Below are 26,123 nucleotides of genomic sequence, written 5' to 3' on the forward strand. Positions count from 1 at the left end.
CTCACAAATCGACACGAATGATGAAGTTGTTGTATCGGATGGATTTTGACTCGTGCTTATTCGCGAGATTCGTGGCTGTCTTCTACTACTTGGACTTTTTAGCCACGAATATTCACGGATGGAACACGGATCAAGCTGTACGGTTTCAATCCGTGGAAACCGGTGTCGATCCGTGGCGAAATAACCTGCATCGGATCGTGTTGATTCGTGGCTGTCTTTTAATCTTTGTTGGTCTGTCCGTTGTGGTGCTGGGTCGCCCGCCTGTCGACCCAGCCTACGATTGTTAGCTGCCGAAAGTCTTGGCGACTTCCGCTACGATTAGCTCAAACCGGTGATGAGGTCGACGAGTGGCATGAAGAGACTGATGACGATAAACCCGACGGCAAAGCCGAGGAATACGATCATCAATGGCTCCATCATCGCGGTCAAACCGTCCGTCAACGTTCGCACTTCTTCGTCATACGTATCGGCAACCTTGTACAACATGGTGTCGAGTTCACCGGTCTCTTCGCCGACGTCGACCATGTTGACAACAAGATCGTCGACGACTCGAGCTTTGATTTTTGTTAAGTAAAATAACGCTGACAATGCTGCTCCGCCTCCCATCATGTATCCCGACATTCTCATCAACATTTGGACCATCGTTCCATCGTCGATTTTGGTTCCGCGGCCCGTGACCGCGACACTGAAGACGAGTATGCCAGGGAACGCGGCAAACAATGCCCAAAAGAACATCGCCATCGGATTGAAGCCTGGCTCGCTGTGCTCGCTCAGCGGTTTGCTGATCACTTCCCCTTCGCGAATCTGTTCGTTGACTTTCGTGAACAAGCGTTCGAACATCGCATTGCCAGACGTTTCGCGAGTAATGTTGATCGCTTCCAAAATCGGCACACCGCTACTGACGAGCGTCCCAAGTGTTCGTGTTGTCCGTGCCAAAATGTTCTTTTCAATCAAACTACCAAACACAGGTACCTTGATAATGAATTGGTCAAATCCAATCCGGCCCACGTTGAACTTGCGTACCAATTTAACAAAGATCAACAAGCTGACGGGCATCGCAATCAAGAGGAACCAATAATTGGCGATGTAACTACTCATCGCAACCAACAACACCGTCGGTGCTGGCAGGTCGAGACCGAACTCATCGAACATCTTTTCAAACGTGGGAACGATAAACAGCATAATGAACGTCAAGATCAAACAAGCGACCGTGACCACAACGGCCGGATAGATGAGTGCGCCTTTTACTTTCTTCTTCAGCGATTCTGCTCGCTCTAAGAACTCGGCCAACCGTTGCAAAATCGTCTCGAGTGCTCCACCCGCTTCACCTGCTTTGATCATGTTGACATACAACCGGCTGAAGACTTTCGGGCATTTACTCATCGCTTCACTAAGCGTTGCCCCGCCTTCGATCTCTTCACAAACATCTTGTAGTGCAAATTTCAACTTGCCTGGCTTTTGATTGTTCTCCAAAATTTTCAACGAGCGCAAAATCGGCAGCCCCGCGTCTTGCAAAATCGACAATTGGCGAGTGAACGCACAGATATGCTTCGTCTTGGCACCGCCGATCGAGAACCCACGCTTCTTCTTCGCACCACCTGCTTGCCCGGCAGCGATCTTTTTGACGGAGATCTTCGTAACGAAGTATCCCATCTGGCGAATCGTGGTTTGTGCCTCATCTTCACTGGCGGCATCGATCTCATCCCGGATCTCTTGTCCGGCCGCGTCCATCGCTTCGAATTGATATGTAGGCATGGGAGGAAAAGCTCTCAGCTAGGAAGCGGTCAGCTATCAGCTAGTTTCTGACCGCAGTTAAAAGGGGAAAAATTAAAAGGAGAAATGCAAAAGGGAAGTAATAAAACGCATGCTGCTTCGCTGACTATTCTTCGACGGTTTCTCGAATGATTTCGTCGAGGGTGGTAATGCCTTCGTGAGCCAAGGCCATTCCGTATTCTCGTAGTGCGATCATGCCGTCTTTTTCGGCTTCTTCGCGGATGCGTTCGGTCGACTCATTGGCCATAACCATTTCGCGAATTTTGTCGTTCATAATCATCAGTTCAAAGAGTGCGATACGGCCTTTGTAACCGGTGTTGTTGCATGCTTCGCAGCCGCTGCCTTTGAAGAATGTCCTGTTCTCAATCTGTTTGCGTTCCATGCCGAGGTCAAACAACATCTCCGAACTGACTCGCGTTTCTTTACGGCACTTCGTGCAAATTCGACGCACCAATCGCTGAGCCAAAATCGCTTCGACCGTCGCACAGATCATGAAGGATTGAATGCCCATATCCTTTAATCGCGTCACCGTTGCAGCGGCACTATTGGTATGCAGCGTGCTGAAGACCAAGTGGCCGGTCAGTGCAGCTTGGATCGCGATCTCGGCCGTTTCCAAGTCGCGAATTTCGCCAACCAAAATCGTGTCAGGATCTTGCCGCAGGATCGCTCGCAAACAGGCCGCAAAGGTGACCCCGACATCGGTATCGATCGGAATTTGAATGATCCCGTCAATGTCATACTCGATCGGATCCTCCGTCGTCATCAATTTCTCACCGATGTCGTTCAGTTCCGTCAGTGCGGAATACAACGTCGTCGTTTTACCGCTTCCGGTTGGCCCCGTGACCAAGATAATCCCGTTAGGTCGATCGATCGCACTGCGAAAATTAGTGATCGTCGCCTCATCCATCCCTACATTTTCAAGTGACAAATTAACAACGCTGCGGTCGAGCACTCGCATCACGACGCTCTCGCCAAAGATCGTCGGCAACACGCTGACCCGCAAATCGACGGGGTGACCCCCGACCATCAATTCGATCCGACCGTCTTGGGGCATCCGACGCTCGGCAATATCTAAACTGGCCATCACCTTGATCCGCGTCGTGATCGCAAACGCCAAGTGACGCGGCGGCGGGACCATTTCATACAAAACGCCTTCCGCCTTGATCCGAATCCGAAACTCATCTTCGAATGGCTCGAAATGAACGTCCGACGCGTGATCCTTGATTGCCAACAGCAAAACCATGTTGAGCAGTTTTCGAACCGGCGCGGAATCCGCTAACGCCTCGGCATCGGTAATGTTGAACTTTTCCGTCTCCAATGCCGAAATCATCTTCTTCAGCTCGACATCGTTCGCCAATTCGGCGACCAACTTTTCTACGCTCTCCGTTTCCGAATCATAATACTTGATGATCGTTTGCAAAATATCATGCTCGGTCGCAACAACCATCGCGATGTCGTACCCGAGAAACGTCCTGAGCTCATCCTGAATCGTCAGGTTTTGTGGATCACAAGTCGCCACCGTCAAACGATTCATCGCCTCATCAAACTTGATCGGCACCACACGGTACAACTGGGCCATCGTCTCAGAAATCTTCTCGAGTATCTCAGGCGCGATATTCACGTCCTCGAGCGATACCGTTTGCATCCCCATCTGTTCCGCGAGCGCTTGAATCAGCTGCTCGTCGGTTATCAGTTGCATATCCTCGGCAATTTTTCCGAACAACGCTCCTGGTTGTTGTTCTTGTTCCTCAAGAACGATTTCGAGCTGCTCATCGGATAAAAAACCGAGGTCAACTAAGATCTGTCCGATGCGTCGTGGAGCCATTTTAGAAGCTTGGAGTTATGGGAGTTGGGAGTTGGGAGTTGGGAGTTGGGAGTTGGGAGTTGGGAGTTGGGAGTTGGGAGTTGGGAGTTGGGAGTTGGGAGTTGGGAGTTGGGAGTTGGGAGTTGGGAGTTGGGAGTTGGGAGTTGATGACTCATGCAGCTCTTCTCGTTGACTCCCTCTCTCCCAGCTCCCTCTCTCCCAACTCCCAGCTCCCAACTCCCTCTCTCCCAACTCCCCTGCTTTCCCGCTTCTCTTACTTTTCATCTTCCGGGATTGGGATTTGGCTGTCGCCTTCTCCATGGCGGAATTGAACAATCCGTTTCGCTAAATCGTCTGGCCGTTGTGCCTTCGACAAAGCGTCCTCAACGGTAATTTTTTCGTCTTTCCAATGCTTAAACAGCGCGTCGTCCATGAGCTGCATCCCGAACTTCGCTCCGGTTTGCATCGCACTGTTGATACGAAAGGTCTTGTTTTCGCGAATCAGGTTGGCGATACCAGGAGTCACCACCAACACCTCATACGCCGCCGTTCGCCCGCCGCCGATACGGGGAATCAGCGTCTGAGCGACAACGCCAATCAGCGTACTCGCTAACTGAGTTCGAATTTGATCCTGCAAATTACCAGGGAACGCATCGATGATTCGGTTGACCGTCCCCTGAGCACTGTTGGTGTGTAGCGTTCCGAATACAACGTGACCCGTTTCCGCCGCAGTGATTGCCGCTTCAATCGTCTCGAGGTCGCGAAGCTCACCCACCAAAATCACATCCGGGTCCTGGCGAAGTGCCCGGCGAATCGCTTCGGCGAAACTCGGTACGTCCACGCCGACCTCGCGCTGGTTGATCGTGCTCTCAATGTGATCGTGATAAAACTCGATCGGATCCTCAATCGTGATAATGTGGTGGTCAACCGTCTCGTTGAGCAAGTTGATCAAACTGGCCAATGTCGTACTCTTCCCAGACCCCGTCGGCCCGGTGACCAAGAACAGCCCGCGCGGGCGGTGAATCATTTTGACGACAGACTCAGGGAGTCCTAATTGTTCCGGTGTCAATTTGTCATTCGGGATTTGTCGCAGCACCATCGAGATGAAACCGCGCTGCTTAAACACCGACACGCGAAAACGGGCTGCATCGCCGAATGCGAACCCGAAGTCAGCCGAGCCCGATTCTTGGAGTTCCCGCTGACATCGCTCGGGGGTGATACTTTTCATCAGCCCGACCGTATCTTCCCCTTCCAGCGTTTTTGTGTCGAGCTTCCGCATCCGACCATGCAGCCGGAAAACAGGTGGTTGGCCGACGACAATGTGGATATCGCTCGCGCCTTGCTTGATCGCTGCATGGAGCAGCTTGTCAATTAACAGGGTAGCCACCAAGGGACTCCTGACTTGAGAAGTGAGATTAGATGCCGCTGGCGCGGCCTAAGCCGCGTCGACACCTCCATTATCTATGCCAGCAACGGAAAGTCCAAGAAAAGATGGGAATTCCGCAAAAGAAGACTGGGACAAGTCGTTCCTGAAAACAACAAACGTTCAGCAGCTTCGGTGCTTTTCTTAGCCAGCCTAGGGCTTTCGCCATTTGCCCCTTGCTAGAAGCCTGGGCGATGGAAGTCTCAGGCTAGAAGCCTAAGCCACGGAAGTCCCTAGGCTAGAAGCCTAGGCCACAGAAGTCCCAGGCTAGAAGCCTGGGGGATGGAAGCCTGGGGCACGGGTAAAACCACTACAGAGAAGCCAAATCCTTGACGATATGGTTCATCGCCAACTCCTCCTGCTCCGTCTTCTTCGCCACCCGATAGACCTCTTCGAAGGTGGTGATTCCACGAATCACCTTGAGCATTCCATCGGCGTAAAGTGTTGACATGCCATTGTTTATCGCTTCCGTTCGGATGATTTTCGAATCCTTGCCCTTGAACATCATTTCACGTAGTCTGTTGTTCACCAGCATCAGCTCGTAGATACCGATTCGACCGCGGTAGCCCTTGCGACCACAGTAGGGGCATCCCTTGCCACGAGCGAACTCGGCTTGGGCGATCATTTCGGGTGGCAACCCCGAGTCCCGGATCACCTCTTTGGGCGGCTGGTAGCGGACCTTGCAACGAGGGCAAATCGTCCTCACCAACCGCTGGGCCAAGACCGCAATCACACTACTAGCAACCATATATCCAGGTACACCGATGTCCACCATGCGTGATATAGCACTGGGCGCATCGTTCGTGTGTAGCGTACTGAATACCAGGTGTCCAGTTAATGAAGCCTGGATTCCCATCGATGCTGTCTCGTGATCTCGCATTTCGCCCACCAGAATAATATTGGGGGCTTGGCGTAGCATGGCGCGAATGATCAGTCCAAAGTCGAGTCCGATCTTGTGTTTCACTTCGACTTGATTGATCCCAGGCAGGTAGTATTCGACCGGGTCTTCGGCGGTAATGATCTTACGGTCAGGGCGATTGAGAGCATTGAGGGATGCATACAAGGTGGTGGTCTTGCCCGAGCCGGTGGGTCCGGTGACCAGGATGATTCCATTGGGCCGACGGATCAGCGAGTTGAAGTTGCGGAAGTCACGCTCGGACAATCCCAACTGCCGAACCCCCACTTTGATGTTGTCTTTATCGAGCAGTCGCATGACGCACGATTGGCCATGATTGGTCGGGATGATACTGACCCGCAAATCGAGCTGTTTGTCACCGACGGTGATTTTGATACGACCATCGGTTGGGCGTCGTTTTTCGCTGATGTCGATCTTGGAGAGAATTTTGATGCGAGCGATGACTGCCGAGAGCATTCGCCGCGGCACGCTTTCTCGTTCAACCAAAACGCCGTCAATTCGATAACGGATGCGAACTCGTTCTTCAAACGGCTCGACATGAATATCGCTAGCCCGAAGCTGGACCGCTTCTTGGATCATCAGGTTGACCAGTCGGATGACCGGCGCGCTACTATCATCGACGGTCTCGTCCATCGCGTCGGACTCGTCCGACGTTTCGGTGAAGTCGATCGCCGTGTCGGTGAACTCTTGGAGCATCGAGTCCGCGGACTCCCCTTCCACCTGCCCGTAGTACTGGTTGATGGCCCCTAAAATGGCGGATTTGGGTGCCAGTGCGGTTTCAATTTTTCGGTTCAGGATAAACCGCAGCTTTTCGATCGTTTCCAGATCGAAGGGGTCGGCGATTAGAATTCGCAGCGCCCCATCATCATCGCTGTAGGGCAATATCGTGTTTTCACGAGCGACCGATTCGGGGACCAATTCGATGACGGTTTCAGGAATGCGTTCTTGACGAAGATCGACGAAGGGGATTTTATGGAAATCCGCCAGAGCTTTGGCAACCTCTTCGGGCGTGGCGTATTCCATTTGAATCAAGACGTCGCCAACATCCGCTTTGGTTTGTTTTGCGACCTCCTCGGCTTCGGAGAGCTGGTCGAGGCTGATCGTTCCATTTTTCAGTAGCAAGTCAGTGAAATCTTGCATCGCTTGGCTCATGCTAAATACCTAGAAAGAACGCATTAGAGGGTGGCGTAAGGATAAGGGGGTTACACGTTTCGATTTCAACGTATTCCTTTAGGATACCATCGACGCGGCAAGATAGCTATCTGAAAAGCCCGTTTACGACATCCTCAGACATCCTCGGTGTGGAGACGGGTTTGACTCCAACAAAAGTCACCGACCGATCAATGCTTTGGCACCTTGGCTGGCCAGCACTTCGCTGGCTTGATTGGCGATTTCGATTGCGATTGCCTGCATCTCACCGGAGGCGAGCGGCAGCGAGCGTTGATCGGCGAGTCGAACCGAGCCATCGGCCGACAGCACGACGGATTCGAGGTGCAATGAATCCCCTTGGAAAGAGGCATAGGCGGCAATCGGGGCGAGGCAGCCGCCATTGAGGTTCGCCAGCAGCGTTCGTTCGGCGGTCACGGCGGCTCGCGATCGTGGGTCGTTGAGGCATCGTGTCTGCGCAATGGTCGCCTCGGCTTCCGCGAGCACTTCGATCGCCAATGCTCCCTGACCGGGTGCGGGCAGCATTTCCGAGAGGGGCAGTTCGATTCGCGGCAGAGATTCCATTTCCAAGCGGAGTATCCCGGCGGCGGCCAGCATGATGGCGTCGTAGTCACCGTTTTCCAGCTTTGCGAGTCGAGTTTGCAAATTGCCACGAATCGGTTCGATGCTCAAATCGCTGCGGTGATGCTTCATTTGCGCCGCCCTTCGCCGGCTTCCCGTTCCGATCCGAGCTTTATGAGGCAGCGTATCGAGCGACCAGCGGGCGGGAGAAACGATGCAGTCGTTAACGATCTCGCGCTGCGGCACGGCCACCAAGTGCAAGCGTGGATCGACTTCGGTTGGCAAATCTTTCATCGAATGGACGGCGATATCCGCTTCATCGTCGAGTAGCGCTTGCTGGATCCGCTTGGTGAACACACCGACTTGGCGGGTCGAATCGATCGGTCGCATGTCGGTGTCCCCGCGACTGACAAGCGGCACCAACTCGGTTTGCTGGCCCGCTTGCTCAAGCAGCATTGCGACATGTTTGGCCTGCCACATCGCCAAGGGGCTATGTCGAGTCGCAATCCGTAGCGGACGATCCGCCGACGATGAATTCGTTGTATTTGGTGACAAAATGGGGACTCTTTTGGGAAGCGGCGTCGCAGAAAACACAAAACCAGGATGGGGCCAACGCGGCAGTAGGCATAGCTTAATGCCGTTTCGGGTAAACCGGCAAGCAGCAATGGTTGGAGTTTCGCCGATTGGGGTAGGGGGTGGGAATGTGCGAAAGTCGGCGAAAGCCTGGACTCCAACCTTAGTGACAAACAACCGTTTGTACCGATTTTGCCATCGAGTGCTGGGATGGGCTGGCAAATTGTCGTTGCATTTAGGAAGTGAAGAAAATTTGGGAGTTCATCATCGGCAAGGTAGTCTATAATCGAGCGGTTCTTCTCTTCCCTATTTCATGCTCCATCGATTGCATTGTCCGATTCTTCCTCCTCAACGAATGGCCCCCTTACCGAACCGCCGACATGTGTTGGTGACTTGGCGAGCGGAACGGCATCGCGACTGAGTCAAAGCGGCGACTTTAGCGCTGACTTTAGCTCCGATGGGCATGGGGGCGTCGAAGGCATGACCGAGCTTGAGGAGCGGCATATCCCGTCACGGCTTGGCGGCTATGAGATCAAGCAATTGATCGGCAGCGGTGGGATGGGTCAAGTCTATTTGGCGGAGCATTTGCGGATGCAGCGAACCGTGGCGATGAAGACGCTGCCGCTAAAAATGGTGAAGGATGAGCACGCGATCAACCGGTTTTACGAGGAGGTTCGTGCGGCATCACGCGTTTTGCATCCCAACATCGTCACCGCATTCGATGCTGGTGAAGACAACGGTTTCCATTTTTTGGCGATGGAATACATCGACGGCATGACGCTGACGCAAATCGTGGCTCGCCGCGGTCCGATGCCGGTCGGCCAAGCAGCCTCGGTGATCCGGCAAGCAGCGATGGGGTTATTGTTTGCTCATCGAGCTGGGATCGTCCACCGCGACGTCAAGCCGGGCAACTTGATGCGTTCGATCGACGGCACGGTCAAGGTGCTCGATCTCGGCTTGGCCCGGATCAGCAATATTGACTTGACGCTGCACCCCGACAATCCCTCCGAAGCGGAACCGATCAAACGAGACAAGGGCCGATTGGTAGGGACGTTACCATTCATGTCGCCGGAACAATTGGAGGACCCTGATTCTGCTGATCCTCGCAGCGACATTTACTCGCTTGGAGCGACAATGTTTTTCTTGCTGACGGGCCAGCCGCCGTTTACAGGAGAGTACTTGGACCAAGTCTACGGGCATCGACATGGTGAGATCCCCGACTTGATGCAGTTTTGCGGCGATGTTGATTTCCAGTTTGCCAATTTGTTTCGCCGCATGATGGCCAAATCACCTGACGAGCGTTATGCATCGCTTGATGAAGTGATCGAAGACCTTGGCGAGTATGCGGACAAGTCGGACGAGCCGATTTGGCTAACCGAGTTTGCATCACGGCAATCAGCGGGCGACTCATCAACATTTGCAGGCGGCAGTACCTCGCAGCAGGTCGCGAACGTCTTGTCGATCGATCTGGGGATGTTTCTCAGTTCGGCTGCGGAAGCATCCCCCTTAGGACGCATCCATCTACTGAACGCAGGCGGAGAGGGTCGTAAACTATTTCGCATGGCGATTGCCAGCGAGCATGGAGAATTGCTTTACGGCGAAGATGCGATGCAGCTTCGCACGCGTGCGAACAAAAAGTTGGTGCATTGCGTGCCGATGTATATTGGCAGGCCGACGGTGGATCGAGAAGTCGCAGGTCGCCGATGTCCGCCCGAGGTGCTACTAGCGTTAATGATTCGCAAGATCATCCGAAACGCTTGGAGCCACAACGGGCCGCCGACTGCCGTCGCTTTGACGATCCCCTCCAGCTACGATCAATTGCATCGCAGAAGCATCTTGCAGGCGGCATCGATGGCGGGACTGCATTCGGTTCGATTGGTCGACCGTAGTGTCGCGGCGGTTCAATCGTTGATTTTCGAGCCAAGACTTGAAACACTGCTTGAATCGCCCGGTGATCCGAACGGGGAGCTATTGCCGCTCGAGCCTGCTGCCGAATCGGAAGCGAACCGCAGTCGCGAGGCAGCGGACAGGACGACCAACACGACGACTGCGAACACCAACCAAGTGGACGACCGGTCAAAACTGCGTCACGCCAGCGAAGAAAAGATTCTCTTTATCGGCTTAACGGGGCAAGCAAGTGAGACAGCGTTATTCGTGCGTGATGTCAATCGAATTCGCCAAGTCGCGACGGCAGGTCACTGGCATACCGGCACGTTACCATGGCAACAAAAATTAGTGGAAGTGACCGCTGAATTGTTTATGGCAGCGGCGGGGATTGATCCGCGCCGATCGGATCAAGCTCCCATGCTTCAGGTTGCTTGTGAAAACGCAATGAACGCTTTGTTGATATTGCCGTCCGCGAAAGTCACCCTATTTTTAGCTGGCATGAAGAGAACGGTCACAATCCGCCGGGCTCAATGGCTGGAAAAATGCACAGGCCTGCTCGAGGGACTTCGCTCGTCGCTGATGACCGCTTGCCACGATGCCAATGTGTCACGCGCTCAAATCGATACGGTGATCATGCTCGGTCCCTTGCTTCGCATTCGGGAGATCCAGCATGATCTGCTTCAAGGGTTTCGAGGTGATGTTTCCATTCAAGCGGTTGACCGCAGCGATGTGGCTCGCGGTGCAGCATCTTGTTTGGCAGGCGAACTTCCCGGGCGTGGTGGAAATGCGAGTCCGCCGCAAGCGGTTGCCGGTCAAACCATCGGTATCTTGGTCGAGGACGGTAAGCGTCGCCGCAAAGTACTACCGATCTTGCCTTGTGGAACCCCCTATCCAGCGCGAACCAATCGGCGATTGAACGTCAATCATGAACGAAAGATGATGTCCATTTCACTGGTCGAATCGTCTGGAGTTTCTCGTGGTGATTGGCAGTCCCTCGGACGCTACGACTTGGAAATCAGCAATGACTCAAGCACTGGCGTCAATCGGTCGCGGACCATCGGGTTCGAGATCAACATCAATGGTTTGTTGGTTGTTCGCGCTCAAAAATCGAGGATGCCCGGGAGCGAGAAGTTACAGACGCTTCCCAAGGCGACCTTGTCCGATGAGCAGGTCGCCGAGTGGACGCGGTGGATCGACCGTTTTGATTGACCGTTTTGATTGACCGAGCGTGTGAGTTGCATTTGCGGATCGCATGGATTATCGTCATGGTTGAGAATGAACTCGTTTCTAGGCGCACGCCGGGGAACACATTGCAACCGAGGCTCCCGCCTCGATTGTGTGGTTAGGTAACACGGCAGGCGGGAGCCTGCCACCATCCGGTCCCAGGCAGAAGTCTGGGCACCAAAAGTCGGACAACTCGTTCCCAGGCTCCTGCTTGGCAACGCACTGCAACCGAGGCTCCCGCCTCGGGAACTTTCATTTCAACATGGTAAGTGATCGATGTTTTATTTCATTCTTTGGGTCGTGTTTCTATTGACCGCTGTTTTGGCTGTCCCCGTCGTTTCGTTTTTAGAAAAACGGGCATTGGCCAAACCACAGGCCGACGATAGCGCAGCGACGACGAACGATGAATGGACGGACGAAGAGAACGGTGCACCCGAAGAAGGGTTTGGCTCGGACGACCCATTTGGTGGCGATGTCGAGGTTGTCGAACCGCTCAATGAAGAGTTAGCATCGTTCGAAGAAATAAAATAGGATTCGAAGAATTGAATGAGGGCAGGCTAGAAGCCTACCCCATGGGTTTGTTGGCAAGCTAGAATCTTGCCCCACTTTTAAGGAAATACTACTGCATGTTTGGGAAATGGGTCGAAGTCGAGTTTGATTGCTTGCCGCTACGTAGTGTGTCACGAATCGATGTGCCGCTTGACGCTTCGCCGACCTTCGAGCAATTTGTGCTGCGAGTGAAAGCAGCGATGGCAAAGCATGGGGCACATAACACTTACTATTTGCACCGTGGTGTTTGCCGGTTCCATTTGACAAACGATCCGCTGATCGGCATGGTCGAGTTCAGCTTCGAAGGAACGGTGATGACAGGTCAAAAGGACCTCAAGACCAAGGCACTTGAGTTAAAAGTAGAACTGACACGCGAAACGTGCGATTGGTTAACCGGACCTTTTGTGGAACTGCTAGCCGAAACGGCACAGCGAGCCGTGATGGTTGAGTTCGATCGCTATATCGAAGCGGGTGATCTTCAAAAGACCGAGGATCGCATCAAAGCAATCGAAGAGCAAAGTGATGCTGAAGGTGGTTTCCTGGGGATGTATCTGTAGGACGGAGTGCACCTGTCGTTCCTTTCGGGACGTTGTGAACTGGTTTAATTCGTATCCCTGGACGCACGTCTGGGGCTATCACCTGCCGTCGCTTCGCGACGCCGGAGTTTTCGCGACCGATGGCATCCGAGCACGACCGATTAAAGGACTTTCTAATCGATGCAGCGATGTTGCTACATCGCTACGGTACGCCGTCGCACCGGCTCGAACGAACGATGACAAAGGTGGGGACAGCGTTAGGTTGCGATTCCGTCTTTTTATACACTCCGACCGCGTTGGTCATTTCAATCACGATTGATGGCGAAGAAAGCACGGTGGTGCGGCGTGTCGACTCGGGGGAAGTCCATGTCGATAAGTTGCTGTGCACCGATGATGTGCTCGATCGCCTAGAGCAAAAAGAGATCACGATTGAGGAAGCGAGAAAGCAGCTATCCGAAATTGACCGAGCGCCACCGCTTTTTCCTTTTTGGGTTTATGCGTTTGCATGCGCTGCGGGTTGTGGGTCGCTGGCGGTTCTCTTTCGCGGTCGCCCCACCGAGGTATTGGCCGCATCGGCGATCGGTTTTGGCATTGTGGTATTCGAAAAATCTCAGTCATGGCTCGGACAAGATCGGAGCCTGTTGTTGCCTGTCTCTGGTTTTGCGGCGGCAATCGTATCGTTAGCGATTGCCCAGTTTGTGACGCCAATTGACCATCGGTTGGTAACGCTCGCAGGCGTAATCATCTTGATTCCTGGATTGAGCTTAACCGTTGCGATGACGGAGTTGGCGGTCGGACATCTATCGGCAGGCGTGGCGCGATTGGCGGGCGCAATGGTCTCACTCTTGACGCTATTCTTCGGCGCGGCAATCGCGTGGCGGCTAGCCGAATCATGGCGGCAACTACCGATCAAACCCGTCGCAGCGGAAATCACCGCAGCGCTGCCGCCATCGTGGGTGGTCCAGTGGGCTGCGCTGCTGATTGCACCGATCGCCTTTGCAATCATCTTTCAAGCCCGCATCGCCCAGTGGCCGGTCATCATTGCGGTTTCCATCATGGGAATCGCAACGAGCCGATTCGTGAATCCGTACTATGGCGTTGAGGTCGCTTCGTTTACGGCCGCGCTCGTGGTTGGCTGCGGTAGTAATCTCTACGCACGACTGCGGAATCGGCCCGCCCTGATCGCACTGACGCCTGCGTTGATCGTTCTCGTGCCTGGTTCGTTCAGCTACCGGACGCTCAATGCGCTCATGGACCATGATACGATCGCAGGGGTAGAACTTGGGTTTAACACGATCTTGATCGCAATGTGTCTTGTTGGTGGGCTGTTGACATCCAATGCGGTCGTCCCACCGAAGCGGATCATGTAAGGGCGCCCTGCCCTTCCACGGGCGTGACGTCGACGTTGACTTTTAAGGACGTGTCTCCACCGCCGATAATCACGCCGCGCATGGGACTGACGTCGCCATAATCACGTCCGATGCAGATCGGAATATGATCCGTGCTACAAAAGCAAGCGTTGGTGGGGTCGCAGTCAATCCAGCCGAGCTTTTGGCCTCCATAAACACTTAGCCAAGCGTGCGATTCATCGGCACCGACAAGCCGCGTTTGACCTTCAGCAGGTCGCGTCCGCAAATAGCCGCTGACGTAACGGGCTGGCAAGCCGATCGATCGTAAACAAGCGATTTGAATATGAGCGAAGTCTTGACAAACTCCTGCCCGCAATTGGAAGGCTTCTTCCGTTTCGGTGTGCACGTGAGTCGCTGCGGTGTCGTAGCGAAAGTCCTGATGAATCCGCCGGGTCAAATCGAGTGCGGCATCGACAATCGGCCGGGAATCAGCGAACGAGACGAGGGCATAGTCGGCAAACATTTTGCCCGAGACAACACGCGGTGAATCGAAGCGAAATTCGTGGATCATTCGCCCCGAAGCTCCGACGATGTCTCTCGATTCGGATTGGATCGACTGCCAATCCGGTGAGCTCGATACGTGCAAACATTTCGCTGGCTCGACCGTTACTTCACTGATGACGGTAGCGGTGAGTTCTCGGTGCATCCGCTCAATGGCAAACGAGTAGACACGGTTCCCGAAGTAGTCCTCATGCTCGGCCACTCGTTCGGGATGAGGGGTGATCGTGACATTCGAAAAATGACAAGTGATGGATGGTCTCGTTCGAGGTTGCATCCGCAATTGATTTTGGCATATCGCTACCGATTCGCTGTACCGGTAAGCGGTGCGATGTTCAATGCGATAACGCACAGATTCGTTGGCGGCTTGGTTATCGGCAGAGGGGGTTGGCATGCGATTCCTAGCTAAGTTCCGAAGGGCCAACGCCAGTCAAAGCGCGTGTCGTTCCGGTGTGAATTAGGTATCGCGCAGCGATTGCATCCGACAAATCCGGTAACCCTTCAATCAGTTTATTGAGTAGTTTTTGCAAGCGAAATCGCGTGCCCGAACCATTCACTTCGCTAAGTCGTATTGGATCCGCCATGCGTAGCGTGTGCAGCAGACCGCTAGCCAATTTTTCATCCGCACCAAGTCCAACAAGTTTTGCGTCGGTCGGTAGCTGAGTGATAAGTTCACCAATTTGCTGCAATTGAAACCGTAGCGACCGCGGGTTGGTTTCATCGGTCACGAGTAGATCAATGGTTGCTTCGGGGCGGACCAAATTCAAGTATCGCTGGCGGTAGGTCATCAGGCTATCGAGCGCATCGAGAACGGCTTCGGAGAGCGCGGTTTCTCGCTCAATCGGCTGGACCAACGTTGCGTCGAGTAGTTCCGCTGTCTGGTCGGCCCGCTCAATCCGGCGACCTAACTGCAGGAACCGCCATCCGTGAGTTCGTGTCGTGCTCTCGTTTGCGATACCGGCAAACGCTAAGAGATCGGTAATCAAACAGTTCAATTGTTCGATCAAGCGTCCCATGTTGTCATCATCGTGCGGTGTCTTGTCTTCGCTATCGCGTCCAATCCGCTGGATGATTCGATAGGCATCGATCGAAATTCGATCTCGAACCGCACGCGCGTTCGAGACAATCGATTCGATCGTTGACTGCAAACCACGCGGTTGGTTCTTGTCAATCACGGACTCGGGTAACATGCTTTCGATCTTTGGAAGGCTACCCACCATTCCGTCGACCACATAGCCTGGTTCGATTTGGCCGACTGCTGCCAATGCCGCCAAGAGGCGAGGGATTTCGGGTAGATCGCGAAGTTCATTTTCACCTGAGATGCGGACGACGGTCGCGCGGAGCAACCGCGTGATCGACTCGGCACGCTCCGCATATCGGCCAAGCCAAAACAAGTGCTCTGCCACACGGCTGGGCAACTCATCACCACTTCGCTTAAGCCGGACCGTTGCATCGGACGGTTTCAGCAGCGTAATTTCCAAGTCAACCGATTGTTGGCTTGAGACCCAACAATCCATCGTCAGGTTGCCGCTAGTGGTCGACCGCTCTAGCTCATCTTCGAGTGGGCTGAGGCGGGCGAGTGCTCCCGGCAAGACCTCGACGCCGCTGTGTGTTTGCAGCTGGAAGCACCTCAGGGCAACGTGCCATGGAATCAGTTTGTCGCCGGACCAAACCGGAGTCGTGCTATGGTCAAGTTTTTGTTGAGCGACGTACTCGTGAGGTTTTTCTTTGACTTCAGCGATTAGCCTTGCCTTGGCTTCGTCAGACATTGCCGACGGGATTTGGGGGGGTGTACCACTGACCGCAAAGGCGGGTCGGATAACCAGCGTCTCAAGATTGCTCAAGACAAAGTCACATTCGGTTTTCCCGCCACACCAATAGGTCGCCACGTTGGGGAGCGAAAGCGATTGCCCAAACAGAAACCGACTGGCGGCGGGCAAAAACGGCAAGAGCGCTGGAGTTTGGGCCATCACACTTCCGATCGAATTGACAACCGCAACGTTGTCCTCGCGAATCGCGTGGAGCAAACCCGTCGGGCCCTCGTCCGAAGTGGGATCGAGTTCGAGTGGATCGCACTTGCGATCGGAAACATGCCGCCACAATACCTCGATCGGCAATAGGCCACCGAGCGTTTTCAAATTCAATTCACCGCCGCGAACCGCCAAGTCTCGCCCTTCGACCAGCGTGAAGCCTAGATATCGCGCCAAATAGGCGTCTTCAAAATCGCGGTAATTGTCACCGCCGGGTGTTAACAAAGCGACGCGAGGATTATCACGCATTCGAGGTGCCAACGAACGCATATGAGAGCGAAGAGAATCGAAAAAACCGGCCAATCGGCGAGTGTTGCATTGGCGAATCAATTGCGGAAACACGCGGCTTGTCAAGATTCGGTTTTCAAGCAAATACCCGAGTCCGCTCGGCGCTCGGGTGCGATCGCCTGTAACCCACCAAGTACCATCGTTGGCTCTAACAATATCGGTCGCAGTAACATGCAATCGCTTTCCACTTGCCGTAGGCAAGTTATGATAAGCTCGTTGAAAAAACGGGTTCGCCCAAAGCACCTCGGGCGGAATGATCTTTTCTTTAATCAACTGCTGGTTACCGAGCAGATCGTCGAGGACGGCTTCGAGCAATACGGTTCGCTGGGCCAAGCCTGCTTCGAGACGAGCCCATGAACCGGGGTCGATTACCAAGGGGATTGACGACAATCGCCAAGGACGAATCGAGCGACCTTCATCGCTATCCACGTTGAAGGTGGTTCCATTTTCGTGAACCAGTTGCTCGATCGTTTCCGCACGTTCTTGGATCCCTTGTGGACTAAGCGATTGAAAGTAATCGGCGATGCTTTGCCAGTGCGGACGGATCTGCCCATCGGGGCTTTTGCATTCGTCATAACGCGTGGGCGAAGCAGCGTAGCCACTTAGAGAGCAAGATGGGGTAGCAGTAGTTGACAACGTCTGGCGGACCTATGCATACGAAGATTGGCTGGATCGGAAATTGTGACGAGCCGAGAGGCTTTTGAACAGAGCAAGGCGATACGGACCAGACCGTCAAGCGATCCGCAGGGAGCCTGCTTCGGCGACAATTCGCCGCACTAGCGTTTTCAATTTTGGTGCCGCACCGTTGGCGGTTGCAATGATCTCGTCGACATTCGCTGGTTTGAGGGCGTCGGGCAAGCACATGTCGGTGATGACGCTTAACCCCACCACCTTCAAACCACAATGCACCGCGACAATCGTTTCGGGCACCGTACTCATCCCGACCACATCCGCACCGATCAATCGCAAAAAACGGTACTCGGCTCGAGTTTCGAGGTTTGGTCCCGTGACGGCAACAAAAACACCTTTGTGAGTCATGATATTTTCCTGACGGCCGATTTCGATCGCACGGTCAATCCAACCCGGATCGTAGGGTGCGCACATGTCCGGAAAACGCGGGCCCAGTCGGTCATCATTGATGCCAACGAGAGGGTTATCGCCGAGCAGATTGATTTGATCTTCGATGACCATGATGTCACCGCCTGAGAAGTATGGGTTCAATCCACCACAGGCGTTGCTAACGACCATCAATTCCGCACCGAGTGCCTTGAAGACACGCACAGGAAGCGTGATTTGTTTTAGCGAATAGCCTTCGTATTGATGAAAACGGCCTTCCATGGCCAAAACTGGAACGCCAGCTAAATGCCCGCAAACCAATCTTCCTTTATGACTTGTTGCCGTTGAAGTCGGGAAGTGTGGGATATCGCCGTACTCAATGATCGCTTCGACCTCGATCTCATCGGCAAGGCCCCCCAACCCAGTGCCCAAGATGATACCGACTTTCGGTGTTATTGCAAACGAATTCTTAATCTTTTTTGAAGCGTCTTCGATTTTGTCAAACAAGTCCAACATGCTATCTTTCCATCAAGAAGGTTCATCTAGCGAAGCGGCATTTCGCATTCGCAAAGAGCGATAGTATCATAACGCGACGACGCATTGGTCCGCGACCATCCACAATCGGTTATGATAAGATTTCAATGAATTTGTTGTGAGTTACTTGTCATTGTTCGAGCTTTACTTTTCTCTACTCCTTACTCTTTTGCATCATGTCCGCTCCGTCACCTGAGATTTTTGAAAAGCTTTCTTCGTTCTACCTGGGGCGTCATTTTGACTTGGACTCGGGCGAGGTTCAGGATGATCTGTTGATGTACGACTCAAAAGATCTGTGCACGCATGCGATGTGCGTCGGGATGACTGGCAGCGGCAAAACCGGGCTGTGTATTTCGCTGCTCGAAGAAGCCGCCATCGATGGCATCCCTGCGATCTGTGTCGATCCCAAAGGGGATTTAGCAAACCTGCTACTGACCTTTCCGGAGCTACGACCAAGTGATTTTGAAGAGTGGCTGCATGACGATGCTGCCCGCCAAAAAGGGCTCACAAAAAGCGAGTTGGCGGAGAGAACGGCCGAGAGGTGGCGATCGGGATTGGCGAGTTGGGGACAAACGCCAGACCGAATTGAGCGATTAAAGGATTCCGTTGACGTGGCGATTTATACGCCTGGTAGCAACATCGGATTGCCGATGACGGTTCTCAAGAGTTTCGATGCACCGCCTCCTGAATCACGTGATGACAGTGAACTCATTGGCGACCGTGTGACCGGTGCGGTTTCAGGACTTTTGACGTTGATGGGCATGGATGCCGATCCCATGATTTCGCCCGAACATATTTTAATTTCCTCGATTTTGACGCACCGCTGGCGTGAGGGCAAAGACGTCAGCCTTGCACAGTTGATTCGCTTCATCCAATCGCCGCCAATCGAGCGGATTGGTGTGATGGACTTGAATTCCTTTATGCCGATCGCCGAGCGAGGGAAATTGGCAATGCGGCTCAACAACCTGCTCGCTTCACCCGCCTTTGCATCATGGTTGGAGGGCGAATCGTTGTCGATCCCAAAACTATTGCATACACCGGAGGGCAAGCCGCGCTTGACGATCCTTTCCATTGCTCATTTGAATGACAGCGAACGGATGTTCTTTGTTACGATTCTGCTAAACGAATTGGTAGCGTGGATGCGGATGCAAATGGGCACGAGTTCACTCAGGGCAATGTTCTATATGGATGAAGTGGCCGGGTACTTTCCACCCGTCAGCAACCCACCCTCCAAACCCCCGATGCTGACACTGCTCAAACAGGCTCGTGCGTTTGGACTCGGCGTGACATTGGCAACACAAAACCCAGTCGACCTCGACTACAAGGGGTTATCGAATATTGGAACGTGGTTCCTGGGCCGCTTGCAAACCGAACGAGATAAAGCTCGTGTCTTGGAAGGACTCGAAGGAGCCGCTGGTCAAGCAGGCCAACGGTTTGATCGTCAAAAGATGGAGCAGATATTGGCTGGACTCGGTAGCCGCGTCTTCTTGATGAACAACGTTCACGATGATCAACCGAGCATCTTTCAAACTCGTTGGGCAATGTCGTTCTTGGCGGGTCCACTCGCACGAACCCAAATATCCAAGTTGATGCAGGATCGAAAACGGATGATGGAAGCGTCGCAGCAAGCGATTGCACCAGAGGAAGTGATTGACAAAACAGAAACACAACCTGTGGCCGCTGAAGAGCGACCAATCGTACCGGCTGGGATCGAAGAACGATTTGTCGCATTGAACCTAACGCCCGCCGAGGGGGCTCGATTGGTCTATCGCCCAGCCCTTTATGGCGAAGCGTCGATGCACTTTATCCGCAAGACCGCCGATTTGGATGATTGGGAAGACATCCGCTTATTCGTTCCGTGTGCGCGAGGGTTGCCGGACGATGTCTGGGAATCAAGCCGTCCTTTGCGGCTTTCGACCGAACAGCTCGATTCACCCGAAGCGGGATTCACCTTCGCCAGCTTACCGACGGAATTGATCAGCAAATCAAGGTATCGATCCTTTAAGTCACAACTCAAGGATTACCTGTACCGACATCATTATCGATCGTTGTACAAGTGCAATTTGGTGAAAGGTTACGCACCGTCGGATGAAAAGAGCAAAGCGATTGCCTATTTCCGACATCGCATTCACGAAGCCAAAGACGAAGCCGAACGAAAGCTGCGAGACAAATACGAGGATAAAATGCGATCGCTCGATCGAAAGATCAAGGCAGCTGAGCAGCGTGTCGAGGTCGAGCAGCAGCAGTACGAGACGGCGAAATGGTCGACCATTTCAAGTGTTGGTGCGTCAATACTCGGTGCGTTCATGGGCCGGAAATTGGCAAGCCGTACCAATGTCTCAAAAGTATCGACCGCCGCGCGCGGTGCGAGTCGCGCCGCACAACAGCGCAGTGATATCGGCCGCGCTGAAGAAACGCTCAGGCAACTGGCTGTCGAAATGACCGAGTTGGATGTCGAGCTTCAGGAAGAATTGGCGATCCTTGGTGAGCAATTTGATGAGCAAAACCTTGAACTCGAAGAGACCAAAATCGCTCCTCGAAAAAGCGACCTGAACGTTTCCGATCCACTCATTCTTTGGACTCCATGGCAAATCGATCCAGCCGGGATCGCATCGAAGCTGTTCGCTGAAGAAGCTTAGGGCGTCAAAACCTCAGGCGGCAAGCAATTGAGACTGTAGCGATTTGGATGTCTTTGCAGTCAATTTCACGCTTTCGCGGCGAATGCCGTCGCTACCGTAATAGATGATAAGACTTTTCGTGAAGTCACAGATCGCCGTTAGTTTGACACTTCGTGGGCCATGCAAGCAAAAATACAAACCGCAAAGTTTGCCGCCCCGGACGACTTCTCGATGAGTCATCGGGAATTCTTTTGGCTCAAGATGTCCTAGTTCACACAATTTGTGTTCAATTTTTCCACAAAGGGTGTCCAAATCGAGCCGAACGGGCGTGGCACAGATCATTAACGTATCACTAAAGAGGGGGGGGGGCACCCAGCACTGCACATGTCCGCTAAAGGTGGGCGTTTTCCTATCGCGACAGCAAGACTATCGGCGCGGATCCGCCCGAAGATGAGTTTTCGAAAAAGACTAAAGTGGCGGCAGCAAAGATTGCGTCAAAGTGTTTTGATTATGCCGATTTCGGTCGAAAACAACGCTACCCAAAGGATTAATGATGCGGCAAGAATCCGCCGCCGTCTACTTGAGTGATACGACCGAAAATGTCAGCCAAAATTGCCTGTTCTAGCGAAGCGTCACGACCAAGCGGGATCCAGCCCAACGTTTGGGGGCCTTCGTCAATTCGGTCTCGTTCGCGTATCAAAGTTCCATCATGTCGCCGAGACAGCGTCGTTTCAGTCGCATATTGTGTTCGGTCGGTGTCCTCCAAGTCTTTTTGAACGACAACCTCGATCACATAAGCGGTTCCTTGCGGACGAACCGTTACAATGGCTTTGCGGCGAACCGACTGCAAACTTGCCTGTAATCGTTCAAATCCTGGCGTGCTATCCTTGTTCCACGGCTGCGCCAGCGAACTACCGACCTTGTAGACCGTCTCCAAACGCCCGTCGGAAACCAACCCACCTGAGTTCAATACGGGCTGCTCGCGAGCGATGCGGAAATAATCGTCCACCGAATCGACCACTTGGGACCACACGAAGTCATCCGCCGCGGGCGGTAATTCGAGCGGATTCGGGACGAACGTTTCGGGCGGGTTGTTGGTTAAGCGATAGGCAAGTTGTCCACACCCCGATACGACAGCGATGACGAGTGCCAAACAAAACGCTGGCAGCCGAAAATCGAGAATCGATAGATGACGGAAAACGATCACACGCAATCTGTGTTTGTCAAAGGGATGGTTGGAAATGGACCTTGAGCGAGACTCTCATGGCGAAGAATCTTTAACAAAATCCACGACCGGCAACGCCCGTCGAGAGTCTTGTCGAGAGTCTTGATGAGCGCTGCTGGCAAGTATTAGCGTACGGTTTCCGGAGCGGATTCGAAATGGCGAGACACGATGCTCTTGGGAAGCGGTTTTGCATCGGGGAAGTCATCTGGGAACAATGTCCAAATCGGAATTCGCTTGCTCATCTCTTTCAGAACTGATTTTTGTGACTCCACAATCTTCGCTTCGCGAATCTTCGCTCGTATTTCATCTTGGACTTCACTTAGCGGCGTGAACCCGCTACCGCGACGATCGAGCACACGAATGATGTGCATCCCCGTATCGTCAACGATAATTTCACTCATCGCGTTGAGTGGAAGCGAGAAGATTTGTTGATCGAGAATCTCGGAGGCCAGTGCACCTTGTGTCGTCCAGTCGTGCAACCCGCCTTTGCTAGCAAACGGCTCTTGGCTTTTGGCTTTTGCAACCGCCTGCATGTTACCTCCAAAGTAGGCTTCGCGGCCCATTTCCGAGATAGCCGCCGTCGCCTCATTCCGATCGGGGATCTGGCTAAACAGAACCGAAAGTTGTTCCCACTTCGCGGCCGCTGGCTGAGCGAACTCGTCGTGATTTTCTTGGTAGTATTGAGTGATTTCAGCGATTGATACGTTAGGGTCTTGAACGACCTTGCTCTTGATGTAGAGATGCCCGAGCATCGCGTCGGCAAACTCTCTTTGCCGGGCCGATAGCGAGCTGCCTTTCTCTCGTAGCAGGGCATCAAGCTCGCCGAGGTCTTGGACTTTGTATTGTTTTTGAAGCTGCGGCAATTCGGATTCGTAAAACATTTGCCGAGCCCGAGCAGCCAACATGGCGTCCGCTTCGTTTCGTTTGTCAGCGTTTTGGGTCGCGACTTGGTCGAGCAAAAAACACTCACGCATCATTTTGGTTTGAATCGCTTGGCGTAGCATATTGCGAGTAAGGCTGACGCGTGCAAATCGCAATTGGTCATCGGGAATCTCTTGATCTGTCTTTTCCAAAACCTCATTGATTCGGGCTTCAACCTTGGGCGAAATTTCATTCAGAAAAATTTTGGATTGGCCGACAACGGCTAAAATGGCAGCGGGGTCTTTGGGCAACTGGATTGCGAGTGCAGCTTGCACGTCCGTGGACGTCGGAGCTTGAGAGAAACCTTCGCTGGCCAGCAATCCCAGCATCAGAGATGCCGCCAGCATGCCAAACGGACGCCCAACACGGGCGTGTTTAGAGGGACGGTTAGGAGGCGAGTGCATTCCTTGCTCTTCACTTTTTCGAGTGGGGTCGCATTGACAAATCGACAAACGAATTCGCTTGTAACTGCGCCGTCAAAGCGGTGGCAAGATCAATCTCGGCAAACCCCGCTGTCCGAGTGCACCTGACACTTTGTAATTGGTATGGTATTTGATTCGGGATTTGATCAGAATCTCGGTTTTCCCTTGAAAACCGGTAAACCAGGAGGGTTAGGATGGCCATTTCACCCAAGAATCGTGCTTGAGCACTGGAACTCGCCAAAGAATTAAATGAAATCAACGGAGGCCGCTACCACGACGATGGTACGCCCAAGACGTTCGACGAGCTGGAGATTGAAACCAATGCCTTAACCGATCTGCTCAGCTCGATGGCATTGAACGAGTCCGCCAAGGATCTGCCGGCAGCAGAGAAGCCTGTTCGCTGTCCGAAGTGCAAAGCCGTGCCCAAGCCGCACGACCCTGACGACGACGAACCGATGATCATTCAATCCGCTCGCGGCGAAGTCGAGTGGATCAATGAAGGCTATTTTTGCCGGCGATGTCGCCGGTCTTTTTTTCCCTCGGCTGGCTGAATTGGCCCTCCGCGTTGAAGCCACCGTCAGCCCTAAAGTCGAACGTAAGATGGTTTACGCGGGAGCCAATAAGGCGAGTTATCAAGTCGCCAGTGACGACTTGAGAGAACTGGCCGAACTAGATATCAAAACCGAACGGATACGACTGGCCACGCTGCGAAACGGCAAGGCTCGGCGTGAACTCGAGAAGATCTTGTAGGACGCCTTCCTCGAAAAATCCATTCCCGATCAGAACAACTCTGGGCCTGCTGATAAAGAAGCACCGGAGCTGGCTGTGCTGATGAGCGACGGCGGTCGGTTCCAGCGATTTGATCGCGGTGGCGCGAAACCTGAGTCGGGTAGCTTTTGGAAAGAAAGTCGAATGGCGATCGTGCTGTCGATGAAAACCAAGTCTCACCAAGAAGATCCCGACGCGGAGTTGCCTGACTTCTTACAAGACGTTTGCATCGCAAAAAAGCTTGCCGAAATGGGTAAAGTCGCTGGCGAAAACCTTAAAGGTCAGCGTGGTGACGTCTCTCAGGAGTCTCCTTGGCAACGGCCAGAACTACTTAGCAAAGACGTTGTTGCCAGCGGTAAAACCTGGCAGGAGTTTGGGCCAATGGTAGCCAGTTCAGCTTGGTATGCTGGATTCTTCAAGACGCAGCACAAGGTCTTTGTCTCGGATGGTTCTTTGGCAATCGAAGAGATGCAGCAGCAGTGGTTCGGCAACTTCACCACCGTGTTGGACATCATGCATGCGTTGTCGTATAGCTTGGCAGCGGCCCGAGCAATTTACGGTGAACAGCCACAATCGTGGGAATGCTACCGTCGTTTCGCCACATTGATCTGGCAGGGAAAGGTTGATGAAGTAATCGCAGAATTGGATCAGTACCAGGAGGAACTCGGCAGTTCTCCGGCCGACGTGAGCGATACGGACGCTCGAGAGATCGTTCGTCGATCGCGAGTTTACTATCGCAACCATCGTGGCCGGATGGACTACCCGGAATATCGCCGGCGCGGCTATCCGCTGACGAGCTCGATCATGGAATCAACGGTCAAGCAGGTCAATCGTCGAGTCAAAGGCAGCGAAAAATTCTGGTCGACCGAAGGTGGAGACGCTGTCTTGTGCCTACGTGCTGCATACATTAGTGACAGCAAGCCAATGGAAGACCATTGGAAGCAAACCCAACAAAACGCCATCGGCATCCGTGCCTACTGCGCCGCGTAGATCTACAAAGTGTCAGGTGCACTCTTTAGGCGGCGAAGGCCGCAATGTCGCTCTTCTCTCCGAGCGGAAAGCTTTCTGTTACCCCAGCCGCTGGCGTCTGCGAGGCCAACCCAGCAAACGCGAATAGAAGATCTGCGCGAGCAAACGCACGGGACCGCGGTAAGACGATAGATAGACTACCCCGCCACGACGCCCCGATAAAATTCCTGCCAAGGCCGAAAAACCGCCGATCGTTAACAGGCAATACTTTGAGTTCGTCAGGAAAGCAAAGTCCTCGTCTGGATCCATGTCGATCCGTTTCTCCAGCTCCATTGGACGCCCCAACTTATCACTTATCTGCATCAGCACCCCTTCCAGTGTGCTGATATACTCCAAACTTTGATCCTGTCGGCCATCGCTGCCGACAATGTGATTCCCATACAGCAAGACGATGCGATCGATTTCGACGTGCCGCCGCAAAATACGTTCGGTGATTGCGGCTATTTTAGCAGCCGTCGGTAGTTTCTTCTGAGTGATCCGGTCACCCAGTCTCAAATGAATCGACAACGTCCGCTCCGTCGGTGTCGTACTGCTCCGCGCACTCTGCCATTGATCGACCAATCTCGACAATAACGCGTACTTCCGTCGACGCTTGGTGGTAACCAAATAAGCCGTTCCGATCGAATCCTCGTAGTGCTGCTGGTAACCCGCCGTTTCCGAATCCGAGAATCGATGACGTTTGATGACAAAATCGCCCAAACGATACTGTGGACGACGTGGTGATAATTCAGAACTACCCATGGCGAATACTCTGTTCCGATAATCGTTAAAGATGATTCTTTCTATTTTCTAAATAGGCGAGTGAAGATTTCGCCCGCATGGGGAATTTACGAAATCATTGTCTCTCCAGTCAAGTAAAGTTTTGCCCCCTCGTCCCTCTTCCCTCGGGTGCATGACCGGGTTTGTGGGGAA

The 26,123-nt window shown here is 53.3% G+C and carries 20 protein-coding genes; 8 read left to right on the top strand and 12 right to left on the bottom strand.

The window, feature by feature from the left end:
• Nucleotides 1-17 precede the first annotated feature (17 nt).
• A complete protein-coding gene (locus Q31b_RS03350) occupies nt 18-287 on the top strand; it encodes a hypothetical protein (RefSeq protein WP_146598214.1) in 270 nt (89 codons plus the stop codon).
• A 31-nt stretch (nt 288-318) separates the two neighbouring features.
• Here the strand turns inward: Q31b_RS03350 and Q31b_RS03355 are convergent, their stop codons facing one another.
• From Q31b_RS03355 to hemC, 5 genes are all read right to left on the bottom strand, one after another.
• Nucleotides 319-1,755 carry a type II secretion system F family protein gene (locus Q31b_RS03355; protein WP_146598215.1) on the bottom strand — a complete coding sequence of 479 codons (1,437 nt, stop codon included), beginning with the start codon at nt 1,753-1,755 and terminating at the stop codon, nt 319-321.
• A gap of 124 nt (nt 1,756-1,879) precedes the next feature.
• Nucleotides 1,880-3,598 carry a GspE/PulE family protein gene (locus Q31b_RS03360; RefSeq protein ID WP_146598216.1) on the bottom strand — a complete coding sequence of 573 codons (1,719 nt, stop codon included), beginning with the start codon at nt 3,596-3,598 and terminating at the stop codon, nt 1,880-1,882.
• Between the two features lie 253 nt (nt 3,599-3,851).
• Nucleotides 3,852-4,964 carry a type IV pilus twitching motility protein PilT gene (locus Q31b_RS03370; RefSeq protein WP_146598217.1) on the bottom strand — a complete coding sequence of 371 codons (1,113 nt, stop codon included), beginning with the start codon at nt 4,962-4,964 and terminating at the stop codon, nt 3,852-3,854.
• 346 nt (nt 4,965-5,310) lie between these two features.
• A complete protein-coding gene (locus tag Q31b_RS03375) occupies nt 5,311-7,068 on the bottom strand; it encodes a GspE/PulE family protein (protein ID WP_146598218.1) in 1,758 nt (585 codons plus the stop codon).
• A 177-nt stretch (nt 7,069-7,245) separates the two neighbouring features.
• A complete protein-coding gene (gene hemC, locus Q31b_RS03380) occupies nt 7,246-8,199 on the bottom strand; it encodes a hydroxymethylbilane synthase (protein ID WP_261343813.1) in 954 nt (317 codons plus the stop codon).
• A 348-nt stretch (nt 8,200-8,547) separates the two neighbouring features.
• Between hemC and Q31b_RS03385 the strand changes: the two genes are divergently transcribed.
• The 4 genes from Q31b_RS03385 (at nt 8,548) to Q31b_RS03400 (ending at nt 13,783) form a co-directional block, all read left to right on the top strand.
• Nucleotides 8,548-11,313 (top strand): protein kinase domain-containing protein, encoded by a 2,766-nt coding sequence (locus Q31b_RS03385; protein WP_146598219.1) that lies wholly within the window; start codon nt 8,548-8,550, stop codon nt 11,311-11,313.
• 291 nt (nt 11,314-11,604) lie between these two features.
• Nucleotides 11,605-11,859, top strand: a complete 255-nt coding sequence (locus Q31b_RS03390) for a hypothetical protein (protein WP_146598220.1) — start codon at nt 11,605-11,607, stop codon at nt 11,857-11,859.
• A 95-nt stretch (nt 11,860-11,954) separates the two neighbouring features.
• Nucleotides 11,955-12,434, top strand: coding sequence for a hypothetical protein (locus Q31b_RS03395; RefSeq protein WP_146598221.1), 480 nt, complete (start codon nt 11,955-11,957; stop codon nt 12,432-12,434).
• Nucleotides 12,435-12,553: 119 nt separating this feature from the next.
• The gene (locus Q31b_RS03400) at nt 12,554-13,783 is read left to right on the top strand and encodes a threonine/serine exporter family protein (RefSeq protein ID WP_146598222.1); all 1,230 of its coding nucleotides are present in this window, start codon (nt 12,554-12,556) and stop codon (nt 13,781-13,783) included.
• Here Q31b_RS03400 and Q31b_RS03405 read toward each other — a convergent pair.
• The 3 genes from Q31b_RS03405 to Q31b_RS03415 form a co-directional block, all read right to left on the bottom strand.
• A complete protein-coding gene (locus tag Q31b_RS03405) occupies nt 13,776-14,714 on the bottom strand; it encodes a transglutaminase family protein (protein ID WP_146598223.1) in 939 nt (312 codons plus the stop codon). The genes Q31b_RS03400 and Q31b_RS03405 overlap by 8 nt on opposite strands.
• A gap of 7 nt (nt 14,715-14,721) precedes the next feature.
• On the bottom strand, nt 14,722-17,274 hold the full coding sequence (locus tag Q31b_RS03410; protein WP_146598224.1) for a circularly permuted type 2 ATP-grasp protein: 2,553 nt from the start codon (nt 17,272-17,274) through the stop codon (nt 14,722-14,724).
• Between the two features lie 96 nt (nt 17,275-17,370).
• Complete coding sequence (locus tag Q31b_RS03415; protein WP_146598225.1) at nt 17,371-18,210, bottom strand: purine-nucleoside phosphorylase; 840 nt, start codon at nt 18,208-18,210, stop codon at nt 17,371-17,373.
• A gap of 194 nt (nt 18,211-18,404) precedes the next feature.
• Between Q31b_RS03415 and Q31b_RS03420 the strand changes: the two genes are divergently transcribed.
• Nucleotides 18,405-20,867 carry an ATP-binding protein gene (locus Q31b_RS03420; protein WP_146598226.1) on the top strand — a complete coding sequence of 821 codons (2,463 nt, stop codon included), beginning with the start codon at nt 18,405-18,407 and terminating at the stop codon, nt 20,865-20,867.
• 12 nt (nt 20,868-20,879) lie between these two features.
• Here Q31b_RS03420 and Q31b_RS03425 read toward each other — a convergent pair whose 3' ends face one another.
• The 3 genes from Q31b_RS03425 to Q31b_RS03435 all read right to left on the bottom strand — a co-directional run bounded on the left by Q31b_RS03425 (nt 20,880) and on the right by Q31b_RS03435 (nt 23,396).
• Nucleotides 20,880-21,086, bottom strand: coding sequence for a hypothetical protein (locus Q31b_RS03425; RefSeq protein WP_231617269.1), 207 nt, complete (start codon nt 21,084-21,086; stop codon nt 20,880-20,882).
• A 307-nt stretch (nt 21,087-21,393) separates the two neighbouring features.
• Nucleotides 21,394-22,053 carry a hypothetical protein gene (locus Q31b_RS03430; RefSeq protein ID WP_315860378.1) on the bottom strand — a complete coding sequence of 220 codons (660 nt, stop codon included), beginning with the start codon at nt 22,051-22,053 and terminating at the stop codon, nt 21,394-21,396.
• Between the two features lie 143 nt (nt 22,054-22,196).
• Nucleotides 22,197-23,396, bottom strand: coding sequence for a peptidylprolyl isomerase (locus tag Q31b_RS03435; RefSeq protein WP_231617271.1), 1,200 nt, complete (start codon nt 23,394-23,396; stop codon nt 22,197-22,199).
• A gap of 513 nt (nt 23,397-23,909) precedes the next feature.
• Here Q31b_RS03435 and Q31b_RS28825 point away from each other — a divergent pair.
• Together Q31b_RS28825 and Q31b_RS03445 are read left to right on the top strand one after the other, a co-directional pair.
• Nucleotides 23,910-24,164: a hypothetical protein gene (locus Q31b_RS28825; protein WP_231617272.1), complete on the top strand. Its 255-nt coding sequence runs from the start codon at nt 23,910-23,912 to the stop codon at nt 24,162-24,164.
• Nucleotides 24,165-24,239: 75 nt separating this feature from the next.
• Nucleotides 24,240-25,172: a hypothetical protein gene (locus tag Q31b_RS03445; RefSeq protein WP_231617273.1), complete on the top strand. Its 933-nt coding sequence runs from the start codon at nt 24,240-24,242 to the stop codon at nt 25,170-25,172.
• A 78-nt stretch (nt 25,173-25,250) separates the two neighbouring features.
• On the opposite strand, the gene Q31b_RS03450 is transcribed toward Q31b_RS03445, so the two are convergent.
• The gene (locus Q31b_RS03450; protein ID WP_146598228.1) at nt 25,251-25,952 is read right to left on the bottom strand and encodes a hypothetical protein; all 702 of its coding nucleotides are present in this window, start codon (nt 25,950-25,952) and stop codon (nt 25,251-25,253) included.
• Nucleotides 25,953-26,123 lie beyond the last annotated feature (171 nt).

Origin of the sequence: Novipirellula aureliae, assembly GCF_007860185.1 — a bacterium.
Taxonomy (GTDB): domain Bacteria; phylum Planctomycetota; class Planctomycetia; order Pirellulales; family Pirellulaceae; genus Novipirellula_A; species Novipirellula_A aureliae.